The sequence below is a fragment of the Methylotenera sp. genome (genome assembly GCF_029945705.1).
Taxonomy (GTDB): Bacteria; Pseudomonadota; Gammaproteobacteria; order Burkholderiales; family Methylophilaceae; genus Methylotenera.
Genome location: NZ_JAQSDC010000021.1, coordinates 18,377 through 32,674, shown reverse-complemented (window position 1 = coordinate 32,674; position 14,298 = coordinate 18,377). Strand labels below are relative to the sequence as shown.

Sequence of the window (14,298 nt, the reverse complement as noted above, 5' to 3'; positions counted from 1 at the left end):
AAACAGGAAGAGCTTGTCTGAAGTGGTAGTGTCCACTTTATTCAACAGGGGTCACGCTTTGTCATTGATATGGCTACACTTAAAACTTAGCCTAATGAGAATACTGTATGACAAAAGTGTAGATTTGTGAATTTTTGACTACATAACATCCAGCTGTAGCTAGGGTTTATGTAGTCATTAAATATATACATTTAAATATATCAATTAATGTTTTTTTGTAGCCTCAGAGGTATCAGTAGGTGTATCAGTGATCGTTGTACCTGGCTTAAAAGAGGTTTTAACGTATTTATCACCTTGTTTAGCAATACGTGTAGTCCAACCAGTTTTCCAACTAATTACCACTGCGCCATCCACTACTTTCCAAGTGCCATGCTTCATCGAGTCGCCATGAGTGCCTGAAGCGCTACCATCTTCAGTGAGAGTCGCTTCAAAACCACCGCCGTGCGTGTCATACAGCATCCATGATCCGTCAAATTCTCCTGCAAATGCATGACTGGAAGCGCCTAAGAACAGCATTAATGAAAGCAATGCTGCAAATCTATTAAAAGCTATAACCATTTTTTATCTCTCCATTTAAGTTTTTTACGTTATCGTAGTGAATAACATCGGTTTTTTCACACACAACTATTTTTTTGCGCACAAAATTCAGACAATCCTTATCAAGTTATGTTCCAACTAGTAATTTAATCAAGATTAGCTATAACTTCAAACTTTGTTTTCGTCGTCACCCTTATGATGATTAAAGCTTACACGATAAACATATAGCGAATTGCTTCTAAGTTAAATAACTACCGCGCTACTTGTAATTAGAATACATTAAAGCGATAATAAATCGAACGAACGAACGTTCGTTCGTTCGCAAAGTGATTCAATAACGTGACTTACTACTAGTGTAAAAAGGTTTCTACTCATGAGCGATTTTAATGAAGTGCAAGAATTGGATATTCAAAAATTAGGGCAGTTGCGAGATTATTTTGCAAACTACCGATCATTGCCAAGCTATCGATATATGCAAGATCAGCTGAATATGAAATCGAAAGATACTATTAGTCGATTTGTAGCAAGGCTCAAGTTAATGGGGTTCTTAGAGATGGCGCCTGATAAAAAATTAATTCCTGGCAAACGATTTTTCGAACGACCTTTTTCAAATACAACAGTACAGGCTGGCTCTTTTACTGCCGCGTACAGTGAAGGGGGTGATTACATGACGATTGATGAACATCTCGTTAAAAAGCCTTCAATCACTGAACTAATCCCAGTTGCTGGAGACTCAATGAGAGATTTAGGGATTCTAGATGGTGATACTGTTATTGTAGAGAAAAGGCCTTTTGCGAATATTGGTGATATTGTAGTGGCTATCATTGATGACAAGTTCACCATTAAGACGCTTGGAAAAGAGAAAGAGCAATTTGTGCTAATTCCAGCGAATCCTGACTTTGATGTCATTCGACCTAAAGAGGCATTTGGCATTTATGGCGTCGTTACTGGGCAATTTCGTAGCTATTAATTCGCAGTTATTAATTAGGAGCTAAAAACAATGGATTGGGCTTATCTATTTAAGATTGGAATAGCACTGTTTGCCATTGTGAACCCCATTGGCAGTGTACCAATATTTATTAGTGCTACAGATGGATGGAACAGAAGTGAAAAATTAAGAACGTCAAATGTTGTTGCTGTTACCGTTTTTCTAGTGCTACTCACTTCAGCCTTGTTTGGCGATGGCATACTTGAATTTTTTAGCATCACAATTCCATCGTTCCAAGTGGGTGGTGGGATATTAATACTATTGATTGCAATCAATATGTTGCATGGTAAACAAAGCCACTCTAAACAAACGCCTGAAGAAGCTCAAACTTTGGAGGAGCGAGATGTGATTGCTATTGTGCCACTGAGTATTCCTTTACTCGCTGGACCTGGCGCTATAGGCAGTATGATTATTGCAGCACAACAAAGTAAAACCTTTTTAGGACATATCTCGTTAGCGATTCCAATTTTCGTGGTGGCTATTCTTATCTGGCTAACTTTGCAACTTTCTAGCTACATCGCGGATAAATTAGGCACAATAGGCATTAACATTGTGACGCGATTAATGGGGTTGATTCTTGCTGCAATGGCGGTTGAATTTATCGCTCACGGTCTACTAGGGCTGTTTCCTGCATTAGGCAAATAATGCAGATTGAAAACATTTAAGAGTATTTAAAACGCTTTACGCAGCTTCATTCAAATAGTTTCGCCAGCCGCCTAAGTGTGAAATATCAATGGCGTTTAATGTTGCATAGTGCTCACATAAAAACCCATTCACAACGCGACCATCCGCGAGTGTCAGCGTGCCAAAACCTAGTGGCGCTGGTACGCCTGATACAAATGTGCCGTAATTTTCAATGGGCAGTTGCCATACTTCTAACGTGATTGCAGCACCGCCACTGACAACGCGCAGCAAACCTGGACGCGCGGGTGTGAATCCATTTAATTTATATAACTTGTACTCTGGCGCTGTGGTGGTTTCTTCGAGAAAGGTTCCGCCCAAGTTGGTGAGTTGTGTATTTAATGGCAAGCCTGTCATGTGCGCGCCGCAGACTGCCACTTGGATAAATTTTTGACTGTTGGTCATATTGTTTCGTTTCTATTCTAGTGATTAATTTGGTTTAATTAATGAATGGCAAGCCCGTTGCACCTAATGTTTTTGCAGATATTTTTTGCATTTTGGCAGCTAAAGTCAGCAGCGACATATCTTTAAATGCAGGTGCAGAAATTGTGACCCCAAAAGGCAAGCCATCTTGTTGAAACCCAGTTGGTACGGCCGTTGCGGACAAATCTAATAGGTTCATAAAATTGGTGTAGTAACCCAAATTAGAGTTACACTTTACTGGATCTGCATTCACTTCATCAATGGTGTATATGGTGCCTGCCGTTGGCGTAACCAATAGATCAATCGACTGCCAAACGGCCTCTGCCTTACGTTGCAGCGCTTTCAGTTTGTACTGCGAAACATAAGTATCTGCCGCGCTAAACTTAGTAGCGCCGCCAATAATTTGTTTAGTGACTGGGAAAATAGCTTCAGGTTTAGTTTCAAAAAAGTCACTAATCGCAGCATATCGCTCCGCCACCCAAGGGCCTTCATAAAGCAAACGTGCTGTTTCTAAAAATGGCTCAAAATCAATTTCTACGGCTTTACCACCCAAAGATTCTAACTGTTTAATTGCCTGATTAAAAAGCACTGGCGTTTCGGTGTTGTTAAAGAAAGCCAGTTGTTCCAGCTTAGGCACACCAAATGAAAAAAACTTCCCTGACAAAGAGTTAAGTCTAATAATCGCTTTACGTGAGTAAGCATCTTCTTCATCAAATCCTTGTGCGGACTCTAATACTTGAGCCGCATCTTCAGCGGTTAGCGCGAAGATTGAAACACAATCTAAGGTTCGACAGGCAGGCACGACTCCGCTAGTACTTAATAAGCCGCATGTAGGCTTATGTCCAACTAAGTTGTTAAATGATGCTGGCACGCGGCCAGAACCTGCGGTATCCGTGCCTAAGCTAAAGCTAGCCAACCCCAATGCCACAGATACCGCCGAACCTGCGCTTGAGCCACCTGAAATATATTCAGAGTTAAAGCTATTTTGGCAGGCTCCGTAAGGTGAGCGTGTACCGACCAAGCCTGTGGCAAACTGGTCTAAGTTGGTTTTGCCGATGGGAATTGCACCTGCATCAATCAGCTTCTGAACGACCGTAGCGCTTTTAGTAGGCGTGTAAGCAAATTCAGGGCAAGCCGCTGTAGTTGGAATGCCAGCTAAATCAATATTATCTTTAATGGCAAACGGTATGCCGTACAAAGGCAAATCTGTAATATTTTTACCCTCTAAGTTTTTAGCGAAAGCTTGCATCTCTTCAAGTGTTAAACGCCTAATCCAAATATGACGACTGTCATCATTACCTATTTCGGCATCCAGTTGTTTCACTAAATCTGTTGGCTTAAGCGCGCCTGTAAGGTATAAGTTTCGTAAATGTGAGATTTGTAAGTTCATTTTTTATTCCTCTTCAATCACGATTAGGTTTTGACCTGCAGAAATCGACATACCTTCACTGCATAAAATTTTTGTCACTTTGCCTGCAAGCCTAGCGGTGACAGCGATTTCCATTTTCATCGATTCTACAATCGCAACCTCATCGCCCTCTTGCACCAAGTCACCTTCTTTCAGTTTAACTTGCCATAAATTACCTGCAACATGCGATGCAATTGCGCGACTGCCCACTGGAATTTCCAACACATCCACTGCACTGGTAGACTCAGTTTCATTGCTGTAATTAGCTTGTCCACTCGCAATCCAACGCTCACGTTCTGCATCAAAAGCATTTTGCTGTTGAGTTTTGAAGGCGTTAATTGTTGCCGCCTCATTGCTTAAAAACTGCTTGTAGTCTTTTAGACGGAAGGTTTGTTCTTCAATGTTGAGTTTAAATTTTCCATGCAGAAAATCCTCGCGCATTTGTAAAAGCTCACCTGCTGCGACTGGGTAAAAACGAATTTGATCGAAGAAACGCAATAGCCAAGGTTTGCCATCAACAAAGTCTTTGGTTTGGTTCCATCTGTTCCACATTTGTATGGTACGGCCGACAAACTGATAACCGCCAGGTCCTTCCATGCCGTAAACGCACATATAAGCACCGCCAATGCCCACTGCATTTTCAGGCGTCCAAGTACGTGCTGGGTTATATTTAGTGGTCACTAAGCGATGTCGTGGATCGACTGGCGTTGCGACTGGCGCACCTAAGTAAACGTCACCTAAGCCTAGTGTTAAGTAGCTGGCATTAAAGACAATATCTTTGACTTGTTGAATAGAATCTAAGCCATTAATGCGGCGAATAAACTCAATATTACTCGCATGTCCATCGACCATTTCGCACCAAGGCGCATCTTTACGCACGGATTGCATATACTTTTCAATCGCCAACTGCGTGGCGACATCGTCCCAAGAAAGCGGCAAATGCACGATGCGTGTTGGCACTTCCATTTCATCGATACTGGGTAATTCAGATTCGCCTTTTTGCAGCATTTGAATGAGCTGTTTAACAGGGAGCACCAAGCTTTCGAAATGCACTTGCAGCGAGCGAATGCCTGGCGTGAGATCGATAATACCTTTAACGTGTTGGCTTTCTAGCCATTGCATGAGCGCATGCACACGGAACCTTAAATTCAAATCCAGCACTAGTTCGCCATACTCGATCAACAGATATTTATCGCCAGATTGTCGGTAAACGACTTTGATTTGATCTGCTGTTTCGGCGATTTCAGCCAGAATCGGGCTGTGTTGGATACTTGTGTTAACTGCTAGCTTTGCTGGCTCATCAATAAGGCTCGCGATTGAGCTGTTTTGAGCTAACTCATAACTCGCAGCATCCTCTTGAGTCACTCTGATAAAGCGCACTTTATCGCCCGCTTTAAGCTGCCCCATTTTCCATAGCTCAGCCTGAATAATGGTTGCAGGGCACACAAAGCCACCTAAACTTGGACCATCTGGCCCTAAAATCACTGGCATATCACCAGTAAAATCTACGGCACCAATGGCGTAAGCATTGTCGTGGATATTAGACGGATGCAAACCAGCCTCACCGCCATCTTGACGTGCCCATGTTGGCTTAGGGCCAATCAAACGGATGCCTGTGGTATTGGAGTTGTAATGCACTTCCCAATCGGTAGAGAAGAACATGGTGATGTCATCGTCAGTGAAAAAATCTGGCGCGCCATGCGGACCGTACAAAACGCCAATTTCCCAATAATTGCTGTAGTTCGGCTGCAAGGTTTTCGGTAAAACTTGGGGAATGTAAGTAGTTACTAGCGGTAGAATATGCAGCACATCGCCAACGCGCAAAGTTCTGCCGCCATGCCCACCGAATTGACCTAAGGTAAAGGTAGATTTACTGCCTAAATAATCAGGTACATCAAAGCCACCTTGCACAGCCAAATAAGTGCGACAACCTGCATCAATTACTTTGCCTAGCTTTAGTGTGCTGCCTGCTTTGATATGATGCGATTGCCACATCAAAATGGTTTCACCATCCAAGGTCGCCTCAATCGGTGCACCCGTAATCGCAATCACAGCATCTGTATTAAATTTAAGTGTTGGGCCGATTAAAGTCACTTCTAAGGCGGCAACGCCTTCGGCATTACTGACCAATTTGTTCGCCAACCTAAAGGCTAAATGATCCATAGGCCCTGAAGGCGGCACACCAACCGCCCAATAACCAATGCGGCCTGGGTAATCTTGAATGGTCGTCATCACGCCACCATCTTGCACGTCGATGGTGTGTGGTTTGTAGGTAAAACTATTCAAATAACGGGTGATTTGTTTGCCCGCAGGAAAGACGCTATCCATTAATACTTGGCGCAAATACTCCAAATTGGTTTCGATGCCATATATCGAGGTTTCAGCTAAGGCCGTACGCATTTTAGCCACGGCTTGTTCTCGGTCTGGCGCATGTACTAACACTTTTGCGATGAGTGGGTCGTAAAATGGCGAAACATCACTGCCCGTTTCTACCCATGTGTCGTTACGTGCTCCCGATGAGAACTTAACCTCAGTCAACACGCCACTAGATGGCTGAAAGTTTTTATTAGGGTCTTCCGCATACAATCGCACTTGAATGGCATGGCCTGAAGGATTGTGCGAATAAGCATCCAGCGCGTTGGTTTCACCTGCGGCGATACGTATCATCCACTCCACTAAATCTACGCCAGTCACCAATTCAGTTACGCCATGCTCAACTTGCAAGCGCGTGTTCACCTCTAAAAAGTAGAACTGACCTGAATCGTTATCGTAAACAAACTCAACCGTACCTGCAGAGCGGTAATTTAACGCGCTGCCTAACTTAATGGCTGTGTCTGATAATGATTTTCTAACCGCTTCGGAAATATTGGGCGCAGGCGTTTCTTCAATCACTTTTTGATTGCGACGCTGTACAGAGCAATCGCGCTCACCCAAGGCAATGACTTTGCCTAAACCATTACCAAAAATTTGCACCTCAATATGACGCGCGGCTTGCACGTACTTTTCTAAATAAATACCTGTTTCTTTAAAATTCGCACGAGATAGTCGTTGCACAGACTCAAAAGCGGCATGCAATTCGTCCTTAGACCAAATCAATTGCATACCGATGCCACCGCCGCCCGCCGTGCTTTTGAGCATTACGGGATAACCAATTACTTCTGCTTTAATGTAAGCCTCGTCTATATCGGCAAGTAAGCCTGTACCTGGCAACAACGGCACGCCATTCTTTTCTGCTAACTCACGTGCGGTGTGCTTTAAGCCAAAGTCGCGCATTTGCTGAGGGGTTGGGCCAATGAATGCAATGCCTTGCGCCTCACACCTCTCGGCAAAGTCTGCGTTTTCGGAAAGAAAACCATAACCAGGATGAATCGCTTCTGCACCAGTTTCAATGGCCACTTGCAAAATCTTATCAACATTAAGATAGCTTTCCGCTGCTGGCGCTGGGCCTATGCAAATAGCTTCATCGGCATCCAATACGTGGCGAGCACCAGAGTCTGGCTGTGAATAAACCGCAACGGATTGAATGCCCATGTTCTTAAGTGTGCGAATCACACGACAGGCAATCTCTCCACGGTTTGCAATTAGGACTTTTTTAAACATATTGTTTTTCTCACTGCATTGCGAGCCGTCTCGCTTTTTTAATCCGTATCAGGTCGTCCAGCTACGGGTGCATTATTGGGTTAATTCCAAACCAACAATTGAATGGGCGTTGGGTTGTAGGCATTGCATGGGTTATTGAGTTGCGGACAATTTGAGATGAGTACTAGCACATCCATCTCAGCGCGCATCTCCACATATTTACCAGGCGCAGAAATACCATCTGCAAAGCTTAAACCGCCATCTGACGTCACGGGGACATTCATAAAAAAGTTAATGTTGGCAGTAATATCGCGTTTAGTAATATTGCGCTCAATCACACAAGCTGAATGCGTAATGGCATGCATAAAACTATCACGGCAACTATGCATGGGGCGTTTGGAGAGTGCGTAACGTGTGGTATTGCTTTCAGCGGAGCAAGCGCCGCCTATGGTGTCGTGGCGACCGCAAGTGTCAGCCGTAATCGTGAGCATCGGATTGCCTTCGCTGGAGTACAACACCGAGCCAGTAGTGAGATAAATCTGTCCTTGGCGTTGGATGGTATCAACCGCGCTATAACGTTCGGTCGCATCATTCGCGTTGTAAAAAAGCGTATCTACCGCTTGGTTGCCGTCTAAATCGAGAATACGAAAGGTTTGACCTTTTTTAACGATGCCAGTCCATGGGTCGCCCGCAAGGCAGGTTTCATTAACAATAGCATCCGAAACTACAAATTGGCTTTCAATTAACATATCAAATCCTAATGCGCGTAAAAGCGTTCAGTGTTAATAAAACCACGCTGATTTTGCTCACATTCGTTGCGGCAAACATCATCTTCTGCCGCATTGCCTGCATGCCAAGCAGTTAATAAAACATCAGCAGGTTTGTAAGTACTGGCGGTATCAAGCGGATGTGGTGCGGTGGATAACACCACTAACACGTTCATATCAAAGCGTAAATCCACCACATCACCAGCTTGACTATTACCTGCATCAAAAACCAAACCACCCGTATCATTCGCGCTAACTTTGCTGAATAAATTCACGTTGGCGACCAAATCACGTGCACCTAAACCATGCTTGGCAAGCTCGATTAATAAACCATCTTTGGCACTGCGATACATGTCGTTACGATGCGTTTGATAGTTGGCAACACCATATTTCAGCTCGATAAGCTTAGCGTCTGAGATGCCACACATGGTGTCGTGCCAACCAACACTGTCATGAATAAATGAGCACATCACGCGTCCCATGTCGGAGTAGCAGACATTACCTGTCGTTAGAAAAGCCGTATGTTGGGCTTTTAAACTATCAGGCATGTTGTAGCGCTCTAGCTTTTCTTCGAAGTTATAAAGCAGCAATGACACATTCGCGCCACCTTGCAAATCAGTAAAGCGCAACGCAGAGCCTCTGCGCATTAAACCAGACCAGTGATTGCCACCTGGTACAGCTTCTTCCCACAGTAATTTTTTTGGATTAAATGTGCTCATTTTTTCAACTTATTTTCAACTTGGTTTTATTTACAATTAGTGAAATACGGCTTAGAACATGTAACTGTAGCGGTCGATTTCCCACTGGCTGACAGTCAAATGGTAGGTTTCCCATTCTTCAGTTTTATATTTTATAAATTCATCACGCAGCTCTTTACCTAATGTTTTTTCAACCAATGGGTCTGCTGCAAATGCGTCAACTGCGTCTATGAGTGTTTGTGGTAAAAAGCCTATTCCGCGAGCTTGGCGTTGCTCTTCATTCATATCGTACAGGTTGTCTTCATTGGGTTTACCTGGGTCTAAACCTTCACGAATACCTTCCAAACCAGCTGCCAAAGCAAGTGTTGCGGCAAGGTAAGGATTCACCGCGCCATCGGCATTGCGTGATTCACAGCGTCCGCCTCCCATAGGTACACGCACAGAGTTGGTACGATTATTTGAGCCGTAAGAATTAAACGCAGGCGCCCAACTGAAGTAGCTCATAGCACCACGGCGAACCAAGCGCTTATAGCTATTCACTGTTGGTGCAAATGCAGCACACAAAGCTGGGCCGTGTTTTAATATACCTGCGATAAACTGATAACCAAGCGTTGTTAAGCCCAGTCCGCGCGGATCATCTTTCGGATCACATGCAAACAGGTTTTTGCCTGTTTTTAAATCATAAAGTGACATATTGAAATGTGCGCCTGTACCCGTTTTATCCGCAAAAGGTTTAGGCATCATGGTGGCGACTAGGCCATCTTCTTTAGCGTAATGTTTGGCCATGTATCTAAAGAAAATCAATCGGTCACACATGGTCAATGCATCGCTGTAATTGAAATCAAATTCAAATTGGCTATTGGCATCTTCATGGTCAAAAGAATATAAATCCCAACCCAAGCCATTAATAGCCGTAGCCATTTTATCTAGCCAAGCAAAGTTATCCATAAAGCCACGCACGTCGTAACAAGCCTTCTCAAGCTTATCGTCTGGATTAGGCACACTCAAACTGCCATCAGCCGCTTGCTTCAACAAATAAATTTCGCACTCTATCCCTAGATTCATACCAAAGCCCATTTCAGCCGCTTGTGCCAAAACATTCTTAAGTGCTACACGCGTATTCAAAGCATAAGGCTGGCCTTGAAAGTGATTGTCCGCTGGCATCCATGCAACTTTAGGCTCCCAAGGTAGTTGAATGATATGGTCTAAATCTGGAACCGAATTTAACTCATCATCACTTGGCGCTTGTCCCAAGCCATCAAGCGCATAGCCTGTATAACGCTCTGACCCAGCAGCCATTTGTGGCAAGTGGTCTATCGGTACCACTTTAGCTTTAGGAATGCCGTGAATATCGACGTATGCACCTATGCAGTACTTAACGCCTTGGTCTTGCAGTTTTTGTTGTATTGCTGACACTTCTTTTACTGATTTCATGAATAACTCTTTCTATTGCGTGTGATTAGAAAAATAAGAATTTGCTAAAGGGGGTGTTTCGTTTAAACCTTTTTGAATCAGTTCACTGAGGTCTTCAACCATCCATTGGAACCACTCTTCACCTTTTGTCATAGTAGAAATACTCGGTGTACCAGTGACGCCGTTAGTACTCGTGCGGTTCACTGGGTGTGAGAAAACTAAGCCGTCCGTGCGATCTGGGTCATCCGCACTAGTTAACAACTCGCTGCGTACCATATGCGGCGCTGTAGCAAGCATTAACGAAGTTTCAGCATCATTTGCATGCCAATCATCGCCATCTGCATGATGAAACTGCCTCACTCGCTCGCTAATATGCGCAGAGTTAATTACTGTCACCATCATGTCATCGTGTTCTGCACGTAACATTTCCAAAGCACAACGTAATGGTGCGGCATTGGTGACATGCGTATTCACAATAAACAAACGACGGATACCGCTGTGATAAGCCCAATCCCCAATATCTTTCATCATATTAATCAAGGTGATTGGTTGTATTGCCAATGTGCCTGGCCAACGCTGACTATGCCCAATAGAACAACCATAAGGCATGGTTGGCAACATTGGTACATTGGTCAATTTTGATACCGCGCTACATAAAATATCGGCTAGTACATAGTCCATGCCGCAGCCCATGTGTGGACCATGTTGTTCTGTAGCGCCAATCGGCAAAATAGCGGCTTGATGAGCATCTGCAATTTTTGCAGGCAGCTCTGCCCATGTGAGTTGAGACCAAAACATGTTATCTATTACTCCACATTATCTGCAACGTTAACAAAACGAATCATGCGCTGAGTAATGGCTTCATCTTCAGCATCTTTCTCCGCGGCTGTTTTGGGTGGATGGATAAGTGACTCCAGCCTTGCCTTTGTGGCTAAGAACTCTGGGCTAGTAAAATCTTTAACGTTGCGGGGGCGTGGCACTGGCACTTCAATTAACTCCTGTACTTCTCCAGGGTGTGCTTTGAGCACAAGAATTCGGTCTGCCAGAAAAATAGCTTCATCTAAATCGTGCGTAATAAACAAAATAGTCACATCGACATTGCGCCAAATTTCAAGTAAATGTGTTTGCATCTTGGCGCGAGACTGCGCATCTAATGCGCCAAAAGGCTCATCCATTAATAAAATACGTGGTTGATTGACTAGAGCACGCGCAATGGCAACACGCTGTTTCATACCACCAGAAAGCTCATGTGGATAAGCGTTGGCGAACTTTTCTAGCCCAACCAATTCCAGCCACAAATCAGCCTCTTTCGCAGCTTCGTTGGCACTGGCATTGTTCATCTCTAAGCCGAACATGACATTCTTTTTAACACTTAACCAAGGAAATAAGGTGTAGCCTTGAAACACCATTCCTCTGTCGCGCCCTGGCCCAGTAACGGGTTTACCATCCAGTAAAACATCACCCGAGGTATGTGACTCTAAGCCAGCTAAAATACGAATTAATGTTGATTTACCACAGCCCGATGGCCCAATCACGCAAACAAATTCACGCCTGTGCGTTTTAAAGTTAATATTTTTAAGTGCAGTGACTTCACCTTTGGCTGTCTTGTAAACTTTTCCCAACTGCTTAACTTCTAAAATTACCTCGCGCTGCTTGAGCCTATCAAAGCGATCTTTAACCGCCTCTGATTGCGCTAAATAACTGGGAATATTCGTATTGTTGTCCATATGCGCCCCTACTCTTTATTCGCAGACCTGTCCCACGGGAACAAGCGTTTACCTAGCCAAGCTAGAATTAAATCTCCACCAAGGCCAATCACGCCGATGATAATGATTGCTGCATAAACGTTATCGAAATGCTGATAGCGCGCCTGCTGGGTGATAAACCATGTGATGCCAGATGATGTACCAATGAGCTCTGCCACGATTAGATATGTCCAAGCCCAGCCTAATAAAATGCGTTGGTCACGATATAGCTCGGGCAAAATACCAGGGATTATGACGTGCATCATGAGTTTGAATTTACTAGTACCCAGCGTGAGTGCCGCTTCTAGCAAAGAGTAATCAAGCTTACGTGTGGTATTGGCAATAATCAGAATCTGCTGAAACAAAGTACCAATCACGATAATGGCGATTTTTGGCCCGTCATAAATTCCTAAAATTGCTACCGCAAGAGCCCCGAATGCAGGCGCAGGTAAATACCTGAAAAACTCGATGAAAGGCTCATTAAGCCTAGAGACAGCACTGTAAGTTCCACATAAAATACCGATTGGCACGCCTATCAATGATGAGATAAAAAATCCCCAGAATATGATCTGGATGCTATGCCAAAGACTTTCGTGCAGCCATTTACCATCACGTTGCTCAGGTGCTGTGGTAAACCCTGTATACAATGCTTTTGCAACTTCATGAGGCGCAGGTAAATATATTGGATTAGCTGGCTTACCTTCAGGAATAACCTTTCCAGCAGCTTGCATGTTGGCGGACTCTTCCTTAAATAAGGCTTTATCCACCAGCATGTCTACCTGAAAATAATCAACATCCCCTGGCTTATTTATCAACACCATTGGGTGCCATACAAACGGCATATAACTTACTACACACCAAATAAACAATGGCAACAGAAATGAGCCTAAACCCAATAATTTTTGCCTACGCGGCGACAACTCTCTACGCACCGCAAACCAAGACTCTAAACTCATTCTGCAACCAATCTATTTAACTTTAGACGATCAATATTAAAAATCTATGTGAACAAACTATTTAGCTAGCAAGGATGGGTCAATAGCTTTTTGAATATCCATAGGTTTTTTGTACACGCCATATTTCACATTGAAGTCGTCAGAGATTTTTGAAGAGCCGTATAAAGATTTAAAGCCTGGCGCCTTAACGAATACCTTTTTACCTTCTTCTAGGCTAAGTAATTTAGTGCCTTTTAATAAAGGTAAATAGGCTTCTGGTTTAATACCGACGCGGGCTGCCATGATTTTTACTGCATCTGGCTGAGTTTTAGGGTCATTGATGTACATCACCACTTTGTCCCATACTTTAACGACTTTTTTCCAGTCAGCTTTACGGCTAGATAAACTGGTTGGGCTTACGGTTAATACGTCATAAATAAGACCAGGCTCATCTGCAGAGGTATAGATTGGTTTAGCTCCAGGCACACGACTCATCGCTTCACCTGAGTTTGGTTGCCATGCGCCGATAGCAGATAAGTCGCCTGAAGCTAATGCCTGCGGTGTTTCATTGGTTTTGGTATTGACAATAGTGACATCAGACTCTTTCATGCCAATTTTTTCTAAGCCATTGAGTAATAATAGATGCTCAACAAAGCCAGTTTCCAAACCAATTTTTTTGCCTTTTAAGTCTTTTAGCGTTTTGATGCCCTGTTTAGCGACAATCATGTCGTTACCGTTAGAGTAATCGGTCAAAAGAATCATGACATTTTTAGCGCCGCCTGAACCAGTCACCAGCGCATCACCATTGGTAACAGTCACGCCGTCAATTTTTCCTGCAGCAAAAGCATCCATAGAGGCAACGTAATCAAACCACTCGAATTGAACGTCTACACCAGCTTCTTTAAACCAGCCCTTGTCAATCGCAACTTGCCATGCGACCCAACCTGGCCAATCGCTATAGCCAACCTTTAGAGGCGCGGCAGCGTTTGATAGATTTGTGAATAGTAGAGATGCGGTAAATGCAGTGGCAGTTAATACAGTACGTGCAGAAAAACGTTTAATAAAACTTGTAGAGTGCATGGCTGGCTCCTAGGTTGGTAAAAAGTCGAGAAGGCGGCATTTAT

Annotated in this window: 13 protein-coding genes; 2 read left to right on the top strand and 11 right to left on the bottom strand. The window is 43.7% G+C overall.

Annotated elements, in window-relative coordinates; translation table 11 throughout:
- Nucleotides 1-204: 204 nt before the first annotated feature.
- Entirely contained in the window at nt 205-558 is a 354-nt protein-coding gene (locus PSU78_RS05300) for a hypothetical protein (RefSeq protein ID WP_300385332.1), read from the bottom strand.
- 352 nt (nt 559-910) lie between these two features.
- Here PSU78_RS05300 and PSU78_RS05295 point away from each other — a divergent pair, with 352 nt between their 5' ends.
- A complete protein-coding gene (locus PSU78_RS05295) occupies nt 911-1,507 on the top strand; it encodes a S24 family peptidase (protein ID WP_300385330.1) in 597 nt (198 codons plus the stop codon).
- 30 nt (nt 1,508-1,537) lie between these two features.
- Complete coding sequence (locus PSU78_RS05290) at nt 1,538-2,170, top strand: MarC family protein (protein ID WP_300385328.1); 633 nt, start codon at nt 1,538-1,540, stop codon at nt 2,168-2,170.
- A 36-nt stretch (nt 2,171-2,206) separates the two neighbouring features.
- On the opposite strand, the gene PSU78_RS05285 is transcribed toward PSU78_RS05290, so the two are convergent.
- The 10 genes from PSU78_RS05285 to PSU78_RS05240 all read right to left on the bottom strand — a co-directional run bounded on the left by PSU78_RS05285 (nt 2,207) and on the right by PSU78_RS05240 (nt 14,254).
- A complete protein-coding gene (locus PSU78_RS05285; protein ID WP_300385326.1) occupies nt 2,207-2,611 on the bottom strand; it encodes an amidase in 405 nt (134 codons plus the stop codon).
- A gap of 34 nt (nt 2,612-2,645) precedes the next feature.
- Nucleotides 2,646-4,019 carry an allophanate hydrolase gene (atzF, locus tag PSU78_RS05280; RefSeq protein WP_300385324.1) on the bottom strand — a complete coding sequence of 458 codons (1,374 nt, stop codon included), beginning with the start codon at nt 4,017-4,019 and terminating at the stop codon, nt 2,646-2,648.
- 3 nt (nt 4,020-4,022) lie between these two features.
- A complete protein-coding gene (gene uca / locus PSU78_RS05275; protein WP_300385322.1) occupies nt 4,023-7,637 on the bottom strand; it encodes an urea carboxylase in 3,615 nt (1,204 codons plus the stop codon).
- Nucleotides 7,638-7,717: 80 nt separating this feature from the next.
- The gene (locus PSU78_RS05270; RefSeq protein ID WP_300385320.1) at nt 7,718-8,365 is read right to left on the bottom strand and encodes an urea amidolyase associated protein UAAP2; all 648 of its coding nucleotides are present in this window, start codon (nt 8,363-8,365) and stop codon (nt 7,718-7,720) included.
- Nucleotides 8,366-8,373: 8 nt separating this feature from the next.
- Nucleotides 8,374-9,102, bottom strand: a complete 729-nt coding sequence (locus PSU78_RS05265) for an urea amidolyase associated protein UAAP1 (protein ID WP_300385318.1) — start codon at nt 9,100-9,102, stop codon at nt 8,374-8,376.
- Between the two features lie 51 nt (nt 9,103-9,153).
- Nucleotides 9,154-10,515: a type III glutamate--ammonia ligase gene (gene glnT, locus PSU78_RS05260; protein WP_300385316.1), complete on the bottom strand. Its 1,362-nt coding sequence runs from the start codon at nt 10,513-10,515 to the stop codon at nt 9,154-9,156.
- Nucleotides 10,516-10,527: 12 nt separating this feature from the next.
- Nucleotides 10,528-11,292: a creatininase family protein gene (locus PSU78_RS05255; RefSeq protein WP_300385313.1), complete on the bottom strand. Its 765-nt coding sequence runs from the start codon at nt 11,290-11,292 to the stop codon at nt 10,528-10,530.
- 8 nt (nt 11,293-11,300) lie between these two features.
- Complete coding sequence (locus PSU78_RS05250) at nt 11,301-12,221, bottom strand: ABC transporter ATP-binding protein (protein WP_300385310.1); 921 nt, start codon at nt 12,219-12,221, stop codon at nt 11,301-11,303.
- A gap of 8 nt (nt 12,222-12,229) precedes the next feature.
- The gene (locus tag PSU78_RS05245) at nt 12,230-13,195 is read right to left on the bottom strand and encodes an ABC transporter permease (protein WP_300385307.1); all 966 of its coding nucleotides are present in this window, start codon (nt 13,193-13,195) and stop codon (nt 12,230-12,232) included.
- A gap of 57 nt (nt 13,196-13,252) precedes the next feature.
- Nucleotides 13,253-14,254, bottom strand: coding sequence for an ABC transporter substrate-binding protein (locus tag PSU78_RS05240; RefSeq protein WP_300385304.1), 1,002 nt, complete (start codon nt 14,252-14,254; stop codon nt 13,253-13,255).
- Between the last annotated feature and the right edge of the window lie 44 nt (nt 14,255-14,298).